At 29.4% G+C, this 17,947-nt stretch carries 15 protein-coding genes and 6 tRNA genes; 15 read left to right on the plus strand and 6 right to left on the minus strand.

All coding sequences use genetic code 11. The features are described from left to right. Window positions 1-2 precede the first annotated feature (2 nt). The 11 genes from QIA46_RS03020 to QIA46_RS03070 all read left to right on the plus strand — a co-directional run bounded on the left by QIA46_RS03020 (window position 3) and on the right by QIA46_RS03070 (window position 9,956). Window positions 3-1,979 carry an ATP-dependent helicase gene (locus QIA46_RS03020; RefSeq protein WP_317268391.1) on the plus strand — a complete coding sequence of 659 codons (1,977 nt, stop codon included), beginning with the start codon at window positions 3-5 and terminating at the stop codon, window positions 1,977-1,979. Window positions 1,980-2,096: 117 nt separating this feature from the next. Then, the gene (gene pepD, locus QIA46_RS03025; protein WP_317268392.1) at window positions 2,097-3,527 is read left to right on the plus strand and encodes a beta-Ala-His dipeptidase; all 1,431 of its coding nucleotides are present in this window, start codon (window positions 2,097-2,099) and stop codon (window positions 3,525-3,527) included. Between the two features lie 132 nt (window positions 3,528-3,659). After that, window positions 3,660-3,732, plus strand: a tRNA-His gene (locus tag QIA46_RS03030). A gap of 24 nt (window positions 3,733-3,756) precedes the next feature. Continuing rightward, window positions 3,757-3,830, plus strand: a tRNA-Arg gene (locus tag QIA46_RS03035). A 79-nt stretch (window positions 3,831-3,909) separates the two neighbouring features. Next, window positions 3,910-3,990: transfer RNA gene (locus QIA46_RS03040), tRNA-Leu, on the plus strand. 5 nt (window positions 3,991-3,995) lie between these two features. Beyond that, window positions 3,996-4,067 (plus strand) — tRNA-Gly (locus tag QIA46_RS03045). A gap of 40 nt (window positions 4,068-4,107) precedes the next feature. Continuing rightward, on the plus strand, window positions 4,108-5,472 hold the full coding sequence (tig, locus tag QIA46_RS03050) for a trigger factor (protein WP_317268393.1): 1,365 nt from the start codon (window positions 4,108-4,110) through the stop codon (window positions 5,470-5,472). A gap of 14 nt (window positions 5,473-5,486) precedes the next feature. Beyond that, window positions 5,487-6,071, plus strand: a complete 585-nt coding sequence (gene clpP, locus QIA46_RS03055; protein ID WP_317268394.1) for an ATP-dependent Clp endopeptidase proteolytic subunit ClpP — start codon at window positions 5,487-5,489, stop codon at window positions 6,069-6,071. Window positions 6,072-6,094: 23 nt separating this feature from the next. Continuing rightward, the gene (gene clpX, locus QIA46_RS03060; RefSeq protein ID WP_317268395.1) at window positions 6,095-7,387 is read left to right on the plus strand and encodes an ATP-dependent protease ATP-binding subunit ClpX; all 1,293 of its coding nucleotides are present in this window, start codon (window positions 6,095-6,097) and stop codon (window positions 7,385-7,387) included. Then, window positions 7,374-9,764 (plus strand): endopeptidase La, encoded by a 2,391-nt coding sequence (gene lon, locus QIA46_RS03065; protein WP_317268565.1) that lies wholly within the window; start codon window positions 7,374-7,376, stop codon window positions 9,762-9,764. The genes clpX and lon overlap by 14 nt, the downstream gene beginning before the upstream one ends. A 39-nt stretch (window positions 9,765-9,803) precedes the next feature. Beyond that, on the plus strand, window positions 9,804-9,956 hold the full coding sequence (locus QIA46_RS03070; RefSeq protein WP_146626823.1) for a hypothetical protein: 153 nt from the start codon (window positions 9,804-9,806) through the stop codon (window positions 9,954-9,956). Between the two features lie 62 nt (window positions 9,957-10,018). Here the strand turns inward: QIA46_RS03070 and rpsD are convergent, their stop codons facing one another. The 3 genes from rpsD to QIA46_RS03085 form a co-directional block, all read right to left on the minus strand. After that, window positions 10,019-10,645: a 30S ribosomal protein S4 gene (gene rpsD / locus QIA46_RS03075; RefSeq protein WP_231011797.1), complete on the minus strand. Its 627-nt coding sequence runs from the start codon at window positions 10,643-10,645 to the stop codon at window positions 10,019-10,021. Window positions 10,646-10,673: 28 nt separating this feature from the next. Continuing rightward, a tRNA-Met gene (locus QIA46_RS03080) sits at window positions 10,674-10,746 on the minus strand. A gap of 81 nt (window positions 10,747-10,827) precedes the next feature. After that, a complete protein-coding gene (locus QIA46_RS03085) occupies window positions 10,828-12,195 on the minus strand; it encodes a cation diffusion facilitator family transporter (protein WP_317268396.1) in 1,368 nt (455 codons plus the stop codon). A 121-nt stretch (window positions 12,196-12,316) separates the two neighbouring features. On the opposite strand from QIA46_RS03085, the gene QIA46_RS03090 reads away from it, so the two are divergent. After that, entirely contained in the window at window positions 12,317-12,685 is a 369-nt protein-coding gene (locus QIA46_RS03090; protein ID WP_317260365.1) for a hypothetical protein, read from the plus strand. Between the two features lie 22 nt (window positions 12,686-12,707). Here QIA46_RS03090 and cdd read toward each other — a convergent pair whose 3' ends face one another. Further along, the gene (gene cdd / locus QIA46_RS03095; protein WP_014023833.1) at window positions 12,708-13,145 is read right to left on the minus strand and encodes a cytidine deaminase; all 438 of its coding nucleotides are present in this window, start codon (window positions 13,143-13,145) and stop codon (window positions 12,708-12,710) included. 116 nt (window positions 13,146-13,261) lie between these two features. Between cdd and QIA46_RS03100 the strand changes: the two genes are divergently transcribed. After that, on the plus strand, window positions 13,262-14,224 hold the full coding sequence (locus QIA46_RS03100) for a DHH family phosphoesterase (protein WP_317268397.1): 963 nt from the start codon (window positions 13,262-13,264) through the stop codon (window positions 14,222-14,224). On the opposite strand, the gene QIA46_RS03105 is transcribed toward QIA46_RS03100, so the two are convergent. Further along, window positions 14,202-15,797 carry a glycoside hydrolase family 3 protein gene (locus QIA46_RS03105; RefSeq protein WP_317268398.1) on the minus strand — a complete coding sequence of 532 codons (1,596 nt, stop codon included), beginning with the start codon at window positions 15,795-15,797 and terminating at the stop codon, window positions 14,202-14,204. The two genes, QIA46_RS03100 and QIA46_RS03105, sit on opposite strands and share 23 nt — an antisense overlap. A 209-nt stretch (window positions 15,798-16,006) precedes the next feature. Between QIA46_RS03105 and QIA46_RS03110 the strand changes: the two genes are divergently transcribed. Beyond that, window positions 16,007-16,080: transfer RNA gene (locus QIA46_RS03110), tRNA-Met, on the plus strand. A 13-nt stretch (window positions 16,081-16,093) separates the two neighbouring features. Continuing rightward, the gene (locus tag QIA46_RS03115) at window positions 16,094-16,642 is read left to right on the plus strand and encodes a DJ-1 family glyoxalase III (protein ID WP_317268399.1); all 549 of its coding nucleotides are present in this window, start codon (window positions 16,094-16,096) and stop codon (window positions 16,640-16,642) included. Between the two features lie 69 nt (window positions 16,643-16,711). Here QIA46_RS03115 and QIA46_RS03120 read toward each other — a convergent pair whose 3' ends face one another. Continuing rightward, window positions 16,712-17,932 (minus strand): acetate kinase, encoded by a 1,221-nt coding sequence (locus tag QIA46_RS03120; RefSeq protein WP_317268400.1) that lies wholly within the window; start codon window positions 17,930-17,932, stop codon window positions 16,712-16,714. Window positions 17,933-17,947 lie beyond the last annotated feature (15 nt).

Below are 17,947 nucleotides of genomic sequence, written 5' to 3' on the forward strand. Positions count from 1 at the left end.
TTTTGTCTAATGATGATTTTTTTAAAAATTCTCTCAATCAATTTCAATATGAAGCAGTTACTACTATTGAAGGTGCTCTTTTAATTATTGCTGGTGCTGGTAGTGGAAAAACAAGGGTTGTTACTCACAGAATAGCGTATTTACTTTTAAAAGGTATTGCTCAGAAGGAAATTTTAGCCTTGACTTTTACCAACAAGGCTGCTAATGAAATGAAAGACAGAATTAAAAAAATTTTAAAAAGTCCTCTTAGCAATCTGATGGTTTCAACTTTTCACTCTTTTGGGCTTTTCTTTTTAAAAGAAAATTATAAATTACTAGGATATAGAAAAAACTTCAGCATTTACGATGAAAATGATAGAATCTCTCTTCTTAAAGAGATTTTGCTTGATGAAGGTCTTTTTAATAAAAAAGTTTCTTTAAATTCACTCAGTAATGTTATTTCGCTTTTTAAAAACGGTATTCTTACCCTTAATGATTTAAAAGAAGAAGATATAAACATTTTTAAACTTTATGAAGAGCGATTAAGGCTTTATAATTCTTTTGATTTTGACGATTTGATTTTAAAACCAAAAGAATTATTAAGTAATAATTCTGATATTAGAAATAAATATTCTAAAAGATATAAATATGTTTTGATTGACGAGTTTCAAGATACTTCTTTTATTCAATATAATTTTATTCGTCTTTTAATAAATCATAGTAATTTGTGTTGTGTTGGGGATGATGATCAATCGATATATTCTTGGCGTGGGGCTAATTATAACAATATGTTGCAATTTGAAAAAGATTACAGTGTTAAAGAAATAAAGCTTGAACAAAACTATCGTTCTGCAAAAAATATTTTAGATGTTGCCAATTCTGTGATTTTAAATAATAAAAATAGAAAAGAAAAGACTTTGTGGTCTTCAAAGATGTGTAACAAAGTTATAGATTTTTTCATATTTGAGGATGAAATTCAAGAATCTGAGTTTGTTGCAAGTCAAATCATACAGCTTTCAAGGTTGGAAGGTTTTAAGTCTAAAAAGATAGGAGTTCTTATGAGAACCAATGCTCTTTTTAAAAACGTTGAGATGATTTTTAGAAGACAAGGCATAAAATATAAAGTTTCGGGGGGAACATCTTTTTTCCAGAGAAAAGAAATAAAAGATATTATTTCTTATTTAAATGTAATAATAAATCCTAAAAGTGATTATGATTTGCTTAGAATCATTAATGTTCCAAGAAGAGGGATTGGCAAGGAATATTTGAAAAAAATTAGAGATATAGCAGACAAGAAAGGTTGTTGCATTTATGAGGCTCTTTGTGACATTACTTTTTCTTTTACAAACATTTCTGGTTATGACAAAGCCTTAAATAAGCAGGTCATTGAAAGCATAGAAGATTTTGTATCTTTTATTGAAGAGTATCAATATAAATTTAGTATAACAAAAAACACTTATTCTAGTATAATCAAAGAAATGATAGAAAGCATTGAATATTGGGGATTTTTAGTTAATGAGAATCCCAATTCAATCAAAGTAGCTGAATATAAATATCAAAATATAGAAGGGTTTTTAAGCATAATTAAAAATTGGGAATCCAAACAACTTGGTGAATTGGGAGATTTAAGCAGTTTTTTAAATTACATAGTTCTTCAATCTAACGAAGCAAATGAGGAGTCTGAAAATATTAATATTAATTTAATGACAGTGCATTCTGCTAAAGGGTTAGAATTTGATTATGTATTTTTTATTGCCGTTGAAGACAATATTATTCCTCATCATAGAATCATTGAAGATAGTGAGTTTGACTTGGAAGAAGAGAGACGAGTTTTTTATGTTGCATTAACTCGTGCAAAAGATTCTCTTGTTATTACCATGGCTAATAAGCGTAAAAAAGATAGGCAAATTTTTGATCAGGTGCCTTCAAGATTTATTTCGGAAATTCCTAAAGAATTTTTAAATTTTAATTATTGTGCAGATTTTGTTGAAAAAGCTTAACTATCATTATTAAATTCATTGAATGAATTTAAAGATTAATTTAGTATATTATTATGATTAATTATAAATTAAATCTAAGTATATTTATGTGTTTAATATAATCAAAGGAAAGTTATTATGAGTATTGTAATTGATTTTTTTAAAGAGATATCAAAAATTCCAAGATGTTCAAAAAATGTTAAAGGAATTATTAATTTTATTAAGCAGAGGGCCAAAAAATTTGGTTATCCTTTTAAGGAAGACAGTGTTGGGAATATTGTGGTGCAGATAAAGTCAAATAATAAAATTGATATGTCCCCTGTTATTTTACAATCTCATGTTGATATGGTTTGTGAAAAAAATGAATCCAGTTTGCATGATTTTGAAACAGACCCAATTGAAATTGTTGAAGAGGATGGATATCTTAAGGGAGTAGGGACTACTCTTGGAGCTGACAATGGGATTGGAGTCGCTATGATGCTGGGGATTATGAGTGAAGCCAATAGTTTTCCTCATCCCGATTTGGAACTTCTATTTACGGTTGATGAAGAAATAGGGTTAATAGGCGCTCTTGGCCTTGATCCTAATTTATGTAGTGGTAAAAGCCTTATTAATCTTGATGGAGAGGAAGAAGGTTATTTTTTAGTTGGTTGTGCGGGATCAAGACTTGTTGAGATTGTTTTTTCTCCTAAATATAGCCTTGTAACGAAAAAAACAAAGGTAGAGATTTTGTTTAAAGGGCTTAAAGGTGGCCATTCTGGAGCAGATATTCATTTAGATTTGGCAAATTCTTTAAAATTAATGTTTTTTGCTCTTTTTGAAATTAAAGCAAATATTAATTTTGAAATCGAAGGTATTTTTGGTGGAAACAGTAGTAATGCAATTCCAAATGAAGCCAGGGCTTTAATCTTTATAGATGATATTGATTATGATTTATTAAATAAAGAGCTTAAACTTTTCGTACTTAAAGTTAAAAGTGTATATTCTCTTGAAGATGAATTTGATATTATTGTTAATAAAAGAGAATTTTCATCAGTTAAAGTTCTTGATGAAGATAGCAAAAATAAGCTTTTGAATATGGGAATGGGATTTTTACATGGAGTTCAAAAAGTAGAAAATTATGAAAATAAGCTTATAAAGACCTCTTTAAATTTTTCAAGTCTTTTAAAAATGCAAGACGATTATATTTTCACTTTTTTAATAAGATCTTTATTAGATTCAGACAAAGATTATGTTTGCAATCATTTACAATCAATAAGCGATTTATCAGGATCTAATTTGCGTGTAATTTATGACGATCCTTCTTGGAAGCCTGATAAGAATAGCAATCTTTTAAAGCATCTTCAAGACGTGTACAAAGAGATGTATCTTGAATCCGCTAATGTTTCCTTAATACATGCAGGGCTTGAAACAGGCATAATATCTTCTAGATTGGGGGGCATAGAATCTGTTACTCTTGGACCTTGGATTGAATGGCCTCATACTACTAGAGAAAGAGTAAATATTTCTTCAACCATTAGAGTTTATGATTTTTTGAAAAAAAGCTTAGAAAGATTTCAAAAATTTTAGTTTTAGAAAATTTAGTGTTTTATTATAAATTTTTTAATAAAAGACCTATGGTTTTTTATTATTTTTATCTTTTGTTGACTTAAAGATTAAATATTTATAAAATATTATAATAATCATAGTCACTAGTTATTGGTGGTTGTAGCTCAGTTGGTAGAGCGTCGGGTTGTGGTTCCGAATGTCGCGGGTTCAAGCCCCGTCAATCACCCTTTAATCAATTTTATTTTCAACTGCATTCATAGCTCAACTGGATAGAGCGGCGGACTTCGAATCCGAAGGTTGCAGGTTCGACTCCTGCTGAGTGCGAAATTATTATTTACTTAGTAGATTGAGCATACTTGCAAAAGCTTTTAAGTTTTTGTATACTAGTTTGAGTATGAAGTATGCAGGAGTGGTGGAATTGGCAGACACGCTAGACTTAGGATCTAGTGCCTTTGGCGTGTGGGTTCGACTCCCACCTTCTGTAAAATTGCGAAAGTAACTCAGGGGTAGAGTGTCACCTTGCCAAGGTGGAAGTCGCGGGTTCAAATCCCGTCTTTCGCTTTTTAATAATTATCAATAAGGTTTAATTGAGGCATTAACAGTGATTTTGAGTAAAGATATTAAGCTTCTTCCAGGTTCAAAAGTTGAGGTTGTCATTAAAGTTTCAAAAAGTGTTGTTCAGGAAAAATATAATTCATTATTGCAAGATTATTCTTCCCGACTTAAGATTCAAGGTTTTAGAATTGGAAAAGTTCCCATTAATATTATTGAAAATAAATATTCTGAGGGATTAAGAGCTACTGTTTTAGAAGAAGTGATTAACAATTCTCTTAAAGAATTTTTCAAAGAAGAAACAAAAATCCCTTTAAGCTATGCTACTCCTACTATAAAGGAAAAAAATTTAAGATTAAATCTTGATAAAGATCTTGAATTTACTTTTGTATATGAGACTTATCCTGAATTTAAAATTCCAAGTTTTGATGAGATTGATGTTAAAGTGGAAGTTCCAGAAGTTTTTATTGAAGATTCTGATATTGATAATGAGATTAAGAATCTTCAAATAGAAAATGCAATTATCATTGAAGATGAGCAAGGCGTTGTCAAGAAAGATAGTATTGTTAAAGTGGATTTTGTTGAGCTTGATGACCTTTCAAATGAAATAGTATCAACAAAAAGACAAGACTTTGTTTTTACGGTTGGAAAATCTGAAACCTATTATGATTTTGACAAAGATGTAATTGGTATGAGAATAAATGAAGAGAGAGTTATAGAAAAGTCTTATATTGCAGATTACAAATTTGAAGAACTTGCAGGTTCTTCAAGAAAATTGAAGATTAAGATTAAGAGCATTAAAAAAAGAGATCTCCCTTTAATCGATGATGAATTTGCACAGGATATTAGTGATAGATATAATACACTAGATGATCTTAAAAATTTTATAAGATCTAGTCTTTTAAACATTGTTGAAGAAAAAAAAGAAACTTTAAAGCTAAATAAATTTTTTTCTGCTGTTTCTGAAAAATTAGAAATAGATATTCCGCATTCAATGATTGAGGCCGAAATTGAAATTGCTTTTAGGGATTCCAAAAGGCAAAATAAAAATAATATGAGCCTTGAAGACTTTAAAAGTATGTTCTATTCTTCAGGATATGTTGGTAGTGATAATTTAAAAGATGAGATTCTTAAAAATTTGAAATCTAAGTTGATAATTCAGAAAATGGTGGATTTAGATCCAATTAAAGTTACTGAGAGCGATGTTGAGGATGAAATGGTTAGACAGTCTGAGAATTCAGACGTAAGTTATGAGGAGATTAAAAAATTTTATGAAGATCAAAATCTGATTTCTTATTTAAAGGATGATATCAAAAGGAAAAGAGCTAAGAAAAAAATTTTGGAAAATCTTAAAGAGTTAAGGGGCAGAAAAATTTCTTTTAAAGATTTTGTTAATTATAAAATTTGTGAGTAAGAAAAATGGAGTTTATGCATAATTTAATACCTACTGTAATAGAGAGTACGGGAAATTATGAGAGGGTATTTGATATATATTCAAGATTGCTTAGAGAGCGCATAATATTTTTGAGTGGTGAGATTAATGATCCTAAGGCAGATACTGTTATTGCTCAACTTTTGTTTTTAGAATCAGAAGATTCAAACAAAGACATTTATCTTTATTTGAATTCTCCAGGAGGAAGTATTACTGCAGGTCTTGCGATTTATGATACTATGCAATATATAAAGCCTGATGTAAGGACAATTTGTATTGGGCAGGCTGCTTCAATGGGAGCTTTTTTGCTTGCTGGTGGTGCTAAGGGCAAAAGAGAATCTTTAGCTTATTCTAGAATAATGATTCACCAGCCTTGGGGCGGAATAAGTGGTCAGACTAGTGATATTAATATACAGGCTAATGAAATTTTAAGACTTAAAAAATTAATAATAGATATTATGTCTAATCAGATAGGTGTTGATAAGGAAAAACTGGCCCTTGATATGGAAAGAGATTATTTTATGACTTCAAACGATGCTCTTAAATATGGTCTTATAGATAGTATCTTAGCAAGGGAGTAATTTTATTTTCGGTAGAAGTTTTTATGGCAAGAGTAAAAGGTCAAAAAGTAAAAGAGTGTTCTTTTTGTGGACTTAGTGTCGCTGAGCTTGGCGGCAATGTTGTTATATCTAATGGAGTAGCGATTTGTCCGGAATGTTCTAAAATATGTCACAATCTTTTTAAAGAAAAGTTGTGTAAGCCGTTAAATTCGAAGTCCAACAGTTTGCCAACTCCTAAACAGCTTAAAGATCATTTAGACATGCATGTTGTTGGGCAAGAAGATGCAAAAAAAGTCTTATCTGTGGCTGTTTATAATCATTATAAGAGAATATTGAAAAATAATAAATATGATGATGGTATTGAGATTGAAAAATCTAACATACTTTTGGTTGGTCCTACGGGCAGCGGTAAAACTTTGCTTGCAAAAACGCTGGCTGCAGAGATGAATGTACCATTTGCAATAGCAGATGCTACAACTTTAACGGAAGCCGGATATGTTGGTGAAGATGTAGAAAATATTTTGCTTAAATTGATACATGCTGCTCATGGGGATGTTAGCTTAGCTGAGAAAGGGATTATTTATATAGATGAGATAGATAAAATTGCTAAAAAAAATGAAAATGTCTCAATAACAAGAGATGTTTCTGGAGAAGGGGTTCAACAGGCTTTGTTAAAGATAATTGAAGGCACCATTGCCAATGTTCCCCCAAGGGGTGGCAGAAAGCATCCTTATGAAGATACTATTGAAATTAATACTCAAAATATACTCTTTATATGTGGTGGTGCTTTTGTTGGGCTTGAAAATATTGTTAAGAACCGAATAAATAAAAGTTCTATTGGGTTTTCAGCAATTGAAAAAAAGAATATAAGAGAAGATACTTCATTAAAGTATTTGGAAATGGAAGATTTGATTAAATTTGGCTTAATACCAGAGTTTGTTGGCAGACTTCCTGTGCATTCGTATCTTGAAAAGTTAAATAAAGAAGATTTGTTGAGAATATTGGTTGATCCCCAAAATTCTATTGTTAAGCAGTATTATCATATGTTTAAAATGGACAATGTTGAATTGGTATTTGAAAAAGATGCTTTGGAATCGATTGTAGATGAAGCCATTTTGAAAAATACTGGAGCAAGAGGTCTTAGATCTATTTTAGAGGGTCTTCTTAAAGATGTAATGTTTGAGGTTCCTTCGATTAGTAAGGCTAAGAAGGTTGTTGTTACAAAAGAATCTGTTTTAAATGCAGATATTAATCCATTAATTTTGGTGGGAAATGCAATTAAAAAACCTTGGGCAAAAGAGTTATATGAAATCAATCTTAAATATGATAAAAAATAAAAAAGAAGATCTTCCGATTGTTATTTTGAAAGAAAATGTTCTTTTCCCCAATATGACATTGTGGGTAACTTTTGATAATGAATATGTAATTAATTCCATAGCTCAATCCATGTTAGAGGAAAGATTGATTTTATTTGCTTATCCAAATGAGTCTAATTATGATGAATCTGATAAGGGAGGAGTTAAAAACTTATGTTCTGTGGGCACTTATTCTAAACTTATCCAAGTTATAAAGGTCAGTAAAGACGTAGTAAAAGTTTTGGTTGAGTGTCAAAGTAGGGTTATTATAGGCAGTGTTTCAAAAAAAAATGATTATTTGAGGGCTAAAGTTACTTTTGTACCTGATTCTGGTGAATTAAATAGAGAACTTTTTACCTACTCTAAATTTTTAAAAGAAACTTATGAAGCTTACAGAAATTCCTTATCTTTAAAATCTTATGATACTGACAATGAGCCAATTAATTATTTTGAGAATCCAAGCAAACTTGTCGATATTATAGCCTCTAATTCAAGCTTAGAAAATAGCATAAAATTAGAGCTTTTGCAAGAGCTAAATGTTAAAACCAGAATAGAAAAGTTAATTGTTAATTTAAACATTGAAATTGACCTTTTAGATCTTAAAAAAGATATTAATTCTAAAGTTAGAGCCAAGTTGGATAAGGGACAAAGGGATTATTTTCTTTCTGAACAAGTTAAAGAGATACAAAAAAGATTAGGTAAAGATGAAAACGATTATATTGACAGATTAAATTCTAAAGACATTCCAGAAGATGTTAAATCTAAGATTGAAAAAGAAATTTCTAGATTGTCTAAAATGCAGATGAATTCTCCCGATGCTAATATTATTAGAAGTTATATAGAATTAATATTAGATCTTCCGTGGAATGAAAATACTGTTATGAAAAATCATTTAAGCGAGATTGAGTTTATTTTAAGAAATTCTCATTATGGTATGGATGAAGCAAAAGAAAAGATAATAAATTTTTTAGCTGTTTATCAAATTAATTCTAAGGTTAAAGCTCCTATTTTATGTCTTGTAGGGCCTCCTGGTATTGGCAAAACGTCTCTTGTGGAATCTGTTGCAAGATCACTGTCTAGGGAATTTGTTAAGATATCTCTTGGTGGCTTAAGAGATGAGGCAGAAATTAGGGGACACAGAAGAACTTATGTTGGCTCTCTTCCTGGTGTTTTTATTAGTGCAATGAAAAGGGCGGGAAAATCAAATCCCGTTATTCTTCTTGATGAAATAGATAAAATTAATAGTAGTTATAAGGGAAATCCCGAATCTGCCCTTTTGGAAGTTTTAGATCCCGAGCAAAACTATAAGTTTATAGATCATTATTTAGAAATTCCTTATGATCTTTCTAATGTTTTATTTGTTACAACGGCCAATTCCCTTAATGGCATGTCAAAGCCGCTTTTGGATAGAATGGAAATAATTAAAGTTGAGGGGTATTCTTATATTGAAAAATTAGAGATTGCTAAGATTTTTCTGATTCCAAGCATAATTAAAGAGAGTTTTTTAGACAAAGTTTATATAAGAATAGAAGATGATGTTATTTTTAATTTAATTAGAAACTACACTATGGAATCTGGTGTAAGGGGATTAAAGAGAGTTTTAACTAATTTGATTAGAAAACTTGTAAGGGAGTTGCTTTATAAGTATTCTAAAGATCAAATCATCAAAGGCAATTTTTATTCACCAAGTTCTTTGATACATGGAAATAATTCGCTTTTTACTCATGATCCTGATATTCCAGGTATTTATAAGATAATCAATATTAATAATTATTATAATTATGTTGATACCGAGTATAATTTGGATTTAATTAAGATTGATTCTTCAGGCTTTGTTTATGGGCTTGCTTGGACAAATTATGGTGGTACGGTTCTTCCTGTTGAGGCAACTAAGTTTGAGAAAAAAGGAGACATTATTTTAACAGGCAGTCTTGGTGCTATCATGAAAGAGAGTGCACAGCTTGCATATTCTATAGTTAAAACCTATTCTTCTAAGCTTAATTTTGATGTAAAGGAAAGTCCTGAAATTCATTTGCACTTTCCAGAAGGAGCAACGCCAAAAGATGGGCCTTCTGCAGGTATTACCATTGCAACAGCAATTGCTTCAATACTCTCTGATAAGAAAGTTCCTTTGGATCTTGCAATGACCGGCGAGGTGACTTTAAAGGGCTTTGTTCTTCCTGTGGGAGGTATTAAAGAAAAGGTTTTAGCAGCCTATAGAAATGGTATAAGTAAGGTTATTTTGCCCAAAGACAATAAAAAAGATTATTCTAAGCTCCCAGAAGAAGTTAAGGACAATATAGATGTTAAGTTTGTTTCCAGTTTGGAAGAAGTTTTTGATTATTTAAATATTATTTAAAAATTTACATATTTAAATTTATATTTTAGGAGTAGATATATGAAAGATGGAGTTAGAAAGCCTTCAGGCAACAGAGTGTCTTTTAATGCTCAGCCTAATGTTAAGGGTTTGAGAAAGAATAGTAGTTTTTCTTGTTTTGCTAAGAGTAATTTGGGAAAGAATTTTTCAAAGGGTAAAAAAAGGGGTAAATAAAAAAAGTGGCTGATTAAAGCCACTTTTTTTGTTCCTTTAATAATGCAGAAATAAAAGATATGTTATGCTCTTTTAGAATAATATTCTACAACCATTTGTTCATTAGCAAGTGTAGGTATCTCGTCTCTTGACGGAGCATGCTTTACTTTTATATTTAAATCATCAGCATTTACTTCTATCCAAGTTGGTAAATTTCTAAGAGACGAAGTTTTTTCTATATTTGATCTTATTAATTTTTTTAGGCTGTCTTTTTCTTTTATTTGAATTTGATCATTTGCTCTTAGTATTATTGAAGGGATTGTAACTCTTCTTCCATTTAATATAATAATACCATGAGAAACTATTTGTCTTGCGTGTGCTCTTGAGATGGCAAATCCGGCCCTATATACAACATTGTCAATTCTTCTCTCAAGTATTGAGAGTAAGTTGTCTCCAGTAACACCGTGATGTTTTTTTGCTTCTTTAAAAGTGTTGGTTAGCTGCCTTTCGCTTACGCCATAAGTAAACTTTATCTTTTGCTTTTCTATCAATTGTTTTCCATATTCTGTGATCTTAGCTTTTCTGGCTTTTCCATGCATTCCGGGAGGATGCGGCTTTTTTTTAAGGAGTTTGTCATATTTTGGCTGCTCAAAAATGTTGATACCAAATCTCCTTACCAGCTTGCCTTTAGCTATTTGTTTTCTATTCATCAATTCCTCACATATTAAAAATAAAGTATAGCAGGGATAGGACTCGAACCTATGACCTTCGGGTTATGAGCCCGACGAGCTACCAACTGCTCTACCCTGCGTCTTACAGTTTAAAATGTTAACATAACTTTATTATGAGTGTCAATTATTTGTTTATTATTAATTTAATTAAACTAAAATAATTAGATTAAGAAATATATATCATTTATTTCTTTATATTCTTGTTTTATGATTTTTTTAATATTTTGTGTTTTATTTATAAAATTTTTAAAGTCATTTTCTGAATTCAAATTTATTTTGATATAAAGTATAAGTTTGTTGCCGTGATTATGAAAATTGAGTGTTTTAAAGTTTATATGTGAATTTTTTAACGTGTCTTTTACGCTTCTTTTAAGATCTATATTTTGTTTTGAGAGCAAATTGTTTGCGTTATTTATTATTACGTTAAGTCCTTCTTTTATTATGATAAAGCCAATAAATATAGACATAATTTTGTCAAAGCCACTCCACATGTAAGTTGCAAGTAGCAAGCTTAGTGTAATCCCGCCATGTGAGAATATACAGTTTTTATCAGCTGAAGCTAGTGCTAAGAGAAGTTGATTGTTGTATCTTTTTCCTATTTGGAATTTTGTTAAATATTCTATTATTTTCACTATAAAAAAAATGAAGGGAGTTAGTGGTATCCATAAGCTCTTTTTAAGAGATTTATTTGAAAATATTTCTAGTACGTTTTTTTTATCTTCTTCGCTGTGGTTGTGGCCATGGCCATGGCCATGGATATGGTCATGGTCGTGTGAGTGACTGTGGTCGTGTTCATATATATCGTCATTTTTATTTTTGTTTTGGTGTATGTGTAGATTAAATCCAGATTCTCCCCCAAGAGTGATAAATTTATTTAATCCGGTTGTATTTAAAAATAGTGTAAATCCTGCCGCAAGTATTATTATTCCCATGATAAAAGCTATTAAGCTTTCCATTAGTTTGTGTCCATGAGGATAATGGATGGTTTCAGGCTTGCTTGTAATTTTTAGACTAAAGTAAGTTATTGTAGATAAGACAAAGTCGGCCATGACGTGGAAAGCATCGGCAATAAGTGCAAATGAATTAAACAGTATTCCAACAGTAAGCTTGGAAGATATTGATGCTACTTCGGTAAATATAGAGATTATTCCTATTCCCATCACAAATTTATCTTCTTCTATTTCAGATGCTAATTCTTTTTTATATTGAGAATCTTTATGTTCAAATCCCAAGCTTAAAAGCTCTTCTTGTATTTCAGCAATTTGGCATGAAATTGTTTTAAATTTATTTTTTTTGCCGTAGTAAATTAAATTACTAATCATTATTCTTTCTATGTTTTCTGATTTAAAATCATCATCAATATAAAAATGAGTTATTTTAATTTGATCATCTTTTGCTTTTGCTTTAAGATTTGCAATTAATTTTGAATTATTTTCAATATAAACAATGCAGATATCTTCTTTTTTTAAAGGATCCAGTTTTAAATAAGCAAATTTATGAATGTTTTTTAAGTTTATTACCTTGACCATAATTGTAACATTCTCCTAGTTATTGCATAATTTTACTAATGTAACATTAACGCTACATTCTATCATTTATTAAATTTAAGCTCAATCTTGGTTTGTTGGGGCAAAAGCGAGGGATTATTTTATGCGGCAAGCAGATTTTTTCACAAAGAAATGTAAAAAAATTATTTTAAATAATAATGATTTGCAAAGTTTAATTGATAATATTAAAAATATTTTTTACGAGGTTTTAAAAGAGTTTGACAGAAAGTCATTAGAAGATGTATTCAATTATTATTATGAAACTTATGATCTTAATAATAGTTTATATAGCTTTATAGAAAAATTTGTTCCAATTATTAATTTTTTATTATTTGAAGATTTGGAATATAATTTTAATTCTGATGAGAAAAAACTTATTTTAAATGTATTTGATTTATCTGCCAATACTCTTGCAAGCAACAAATTAAATAAGCTTGCAAGCGCTTTGGTTTCTCTAAAGATATTAAATTGATTTAAGCTTTTGCAAGCTGCTATTACGTAACTCTTCTTAGTTCCTTTTTGTCAAAAGGAGCTTTAAGCAAATCTTTTAATGTATAAATTTTTATTGGCATTTTGTTTTCATTAAATGATTTAGATTCTGTTATTATTATTTTTGTATCTTGATCAAAAAACTCTGACATTACTTGCAGGCATATAGCGCACGGAATAGATTCAGGACTTGTGTTGAGCAATAAAAAATCTATTGTTTGTACACCAATTTTTGCAATCATATTTAAAATCGCGCTTCTTTCTGCGCAACAAGTTGCTCCAAAGCTTGCATTCTCAACATTTGTTCCAATAAAAAATTCGTTTGCTTTAGTCTTGATGCAGGCACCTACTTTGAATTTTGAATATGGAGAATAGGAATTGTTTCTTGCTTTTTCTGCCATATAAAATGCTTTATCTATATCTTCTTGTTTTAGTTTTTCCACAATTTTCCACCTGTTGTATTTTTTAGTGATTGTGGTTTATTTTATTGAAATATTGTAATATAGTCAATGTAAAATAAGTTAAGAACTTGTTTTATGGAAGGTTTGCGAACTTTATTATGAGAGATGTTATTAATTTTATTAAAAAGTATAATAATTTTATTATTATTGGGCACAAAGATCCTGATTTTGATTGCATAGGTTCGTCTTTAGCTTTATCTTCTTTTCTCTCAAGAATTGGTAAAAATTCTGTTTTGTTAAATGAAGGCCCTTTTAATAGAAAAGAAATAATTCCTTTTAAGGATAAGTTTTTATCTGAATGGCCTAATATTGAGCTTTCAGAGTATTCGGTTATTATTTTAGATTGTTCAATTTTAGATAGGATAGGTGATGAATTTGTATTTTATGTAAAGGATATGCCCATTTTAGTAATCGATCATCATATGTCTGGTGAAAGATTGGAATGTATAAACTATATTGATCCCTTTGCCCCTTCTACCACTTTTTTAATTGAAAAATTGATCAGAGAGTTTGGATATGATCTTACAAAAGAAGAGGCTTGGTATATTTTAGTAGGATTTTGCACTGATACTGGGTTTTTTAAATTTATCTCAAGAAGTGATCCAGAGCCTTTTGAAATGGTTGCAAGACTGGTTTCAAAAGGAATAAGTCTTAAAGAAGTTTATAGCTACATAGAAGTTACCAAAAGCCTAAAATCAATAGAAACTCTTAAGTTAATGCTTAATAGTCTTGAATCTTATTGGAATGGTAAGGTTTTGTTTACATTTTTATCTTCTTCTAGTTCTGGCAAAGATGGCGGTGTTAGTGGGGTTAATGAGCTTTTTTATATGATTTTAAGTAATGTTGAGAATAATGAAATTTTAGGCATTTTAAAGGAAATGGATGATGGTTCTATTATAGTTGGGCTAAGATCTAAAGATTCTTTTAATGTTGGTAAATTGGCAGAAGATTTTGGAGGCGGGGGGCATAAAAATGCTAGTGGGTTTAGAATCAAACAAGGTTCTCTAGAGATCGTAAAAAATAGAATGCTAGCATACATTAAGGATAATATTTATTTATAATATTTCTTAAAGGAATGGTTCCTTTTGGATCAAAATCTTTAGTGAGTGTTAAAAATCCAGATCTAAATGCCAAGGGTGTTGTTCCATAAATGATTACTATGTTTTTTATCCAATTTAATTTTTTAATATATTGAGGTGTAAGAGATACAATTACACTTATTTTATCTTTATATTCTTTCAAATTTTCTAAATATTTTAAGCTTCCGGGTGTTGATAAACTAAAGATAACTTGCTCAAATTTTTTAATTAATTTTTTAATTTCGTCGAGTTTTTCGGGATTAATCCTGTTTAGGGGATAATAGTTGTAATAATAAGCATGTGTATTTTGAAATATTTTTTTGCCTTCTGCAATCATTTTATAGTAAGGAGATATTATGAGAGTTTTTTTAGTTTTAGATATTTCTTTTTCTATTCTTACCTTTGTAATACCCCTTAATGTGCTTTGTTCAAAAAATTTTTCACCTTCTTTTGAATATATTTTCTCATTTTTATTGAAATTAGGATAAATATCAGATTTATTTTTATTTTCTTTTAAGTATGCCAATTTTATTCTTAATATTCTTTTATTAGATTCAACAATATTATTTTTGATTTCCGAATCTTTTTTCATTAAGTTTAGCAGCATGTTGTAAGCATTTTTTTGTATATTTTCATTTAAAGATATTAAAAAAATATCACTTTTGGTTCTAACTATTCTTTCAATTGTATTGTAAATACTCTCATTATTGTATTTTGCTGCGTTCATTAATAGATCATCAGTAATTATTATATTATTGTATTTTAATTTCTTTCTTAGTATATCTTTAATTATTTTTGTTGAGGATGATGCAGGAATATTTTCTCCATTTGTAATCTTTGGATATGCTATATGTCCTGTCATTATTACTGGGATATTTTCTTGGATTAATATTTTATATGGCAAAAGTTCATTTAAGTTTATTTCTAATAAATTAGAATTTATTATTGGAATATCTATATGTGAGTCAAGAGTGGTGTTGCCGTGTCCTGGGAAATGTTTTGCAGTAGAAATTATTCCTCCTTGCTTTTGTCCTTTGTAGAAGGCCAGGGAAAGAAGTGATACTATTTTAGGATTATCTGAATATGTTCTTGGGCCTATTGTGAAATTATTTTCATCACTATATATATCTACTATGGGCGCAAAGTTTAAATTTATTCCAATTCGACTTAGCTCTTGTGCTATGTAATACCCTGTATTATAAGAATCTTTTGGAGAAAGAGACGCTGTAATTCCAAGATTACCAATTGTTTCTGATGTATTTGATTTTATGTGCTGTGTCCATCCACCTTCTTGATCTGTTGCTACAAATAAAGGAATTTTAAATTTATTATTTTGAGATGCTTTTTGAGCTTTATTAATACTTTTTGTTAAGTTTTCTAAATTTTTTGCGTTCCATCCAAAAATTTTAATTCCACCAAGGTTTTTTTTACTTATAAAATCAAGAACAAAATTTGTTATTGATTGATTTGGATAACTTATCATGAACATTTGTCCCAGCAGCTCATGATCTTGCATTTTGCTTACTATTTCATTTATTAGTTTTTCTCTTTCCATCGTATCCCAAAAATCAATGGAGAAGCAGTTGTTAGTTATAAAAAGGATAATAAGATAAAAATTTCTTTTCATTTAACCATAAAATAATAAATGCTAATATATTGACTGTATTTATTAGCAAATCATTTTGTATTATACTTTATAATAATGCTTTTTAATAATAGCATTGACAAAGCATTATTGAATTTATACACTTAATAAAGGTTTAGGCTGATGTAGCTCAGTTGGTTAGAGCACTCGGCTCATATCCGAGTTGTCGTGGGTTCAAGTCCCTCCATCAGCATTAGGGGTTGTAAATGGTAGTGGGGATTATTCTTGCAAATGGCTTTGAAGATATTGAGGCCATAGTCCCGATTGATATTTTAAGACGGGGAAATGTTAATATTCAAGTTATCAGTGCAAATGATGACAATGTTGTGATAAGTTCAAAAGGGGTTTCTTTTTTAACAGATGATGTGATATCAAACTGCAAGGAAAATTTTTTTGATTTAATAATCCTTCCAGGAGGCATGCCTGGAGCTACTAATCTTTTTAATTCAAAAAAATTAGACTTAATTTTAAAAGATATGAATGCTAGAGGTAAATATATCGCGGCTATTTGTGCTTCTCCAGTAGTAGTGCTTGCTGCTAAAGGTCTTCTGGGGCTTAATAAGTTTACGTGTTATCCGGGTTTAGAAAAAAATGTGCTTGATGGTAAGTTTGTAGATAAAAATATTGTTATAAGCAATAATTTTATTACTTCTAAAGGCGTTGGAACTTCATTTGAATTTGCTTTTACTCTTCTTGAAATTGTAAAAGGTAGGCAAGTAATGGAAAGTGTTAAAAAAGCAACTTTACTTTGCTAGAATTGAATATAAAACTATTTAAGATTATTATTAATAAATAAACCAGATTTTAGGTTTTAAAATTAAAAATCATAAATTTTTTGGAATTAAATTATAAATGTTCTCAAGAATGGTTAATTCCTCGTTTGTTTTTATTACCAGTATTTTTACTTTACTATTAGTGGTTGATATTTCTTTAGATTCTAAATTCTTGTTTTGGGCCATTTCATTTTTTTCAAAGTCCAGCTCTATTCCAATTTTTTCAAACCCTTTTAGTGCAAGATCTCTTATTTTATAATCAACAATTCCAATTCCACCTGTAAAAACTATTGCATCAACATTAAAATCAAGAGCAGCAATGTAAGATCCGATATATTTTTTTATTCTATATGTCATTATATCTATTGCAAGTTTTGATTGATATTCTCCTTCTTCAATTTTGTTCCAAATATCTCTCATGTCGTTTGATTTTTCAGAAATTCCTAGTATGCCGCTTTCTTTATTTAGTATTTCTTCAATTTGTTTGGTGGTTTTATTTAAAATAGTGCTCATCAAATTAATAATTGATGGGTCTATATCACCGCTTCTTGTTCCCATTGCAAGCCCTTCAAGCGGAGTAATTCCCATGCTTGTGTCATAAGATTTTCCATTTTTAACAGCATTAATGCTTGCTCCATTCCCAAGATGTAATATTATTAAATTTAGATTATCTATTTTTTTATTTAAAATTTCTGAAGATCTTTTTGTTATGAACGAATAAGAAAGGCCATGAAAGCCATATTTTCTAATATTGTATTTTTTATACCAAGAATATGGAATTGCATAAAGAAAAGCATGTTCTTTTATAGTTTGATGCCATGAAGTATCAAAGCATAAAACTTGTTTTGCGTGTGGTAAAATTTTAAGCACTGCTTCTATTGCGATGATTGCATTGGGGTTGTGAAGTGGAGCAAGTTCAGAAATTTGTTTTAATGTATTTAAAATACTGTTTGTAAGAATTACTGAATTTTTAAGGCTTAAACCTCCATGTACAACTCTGTGTCCTATTATTTCGATTTCATTAATAGTTTTAAGGATGTTTAAATTGCTGCTTAATAGCAATTCAAACATTTTCTCTATTGCTTTTTGGTGATTTTCAATTCCTTTTTCAAATCTTTCTGTTATTGATCCATCAGTATTTATAATTTTTATGATTGATTTTTGTGATTTTATTTTTTCAACAATTCCAGATATTATTTTTTTTGAATTTTCATATTGATAAATAGCAAATTTCAATGAAGAACTTCCTGTGTTTATTATTAATATTTTCATTTTTTTTCCTTTTGT

Source organism: Borreliella carolinensis, assembly GCF_032595855.2.
GTDB lineage: Bacteria > Spirochaetota > Spirochaetia > Borreliales > Borreliaceae > Borreliella > Borreliella carolinensis.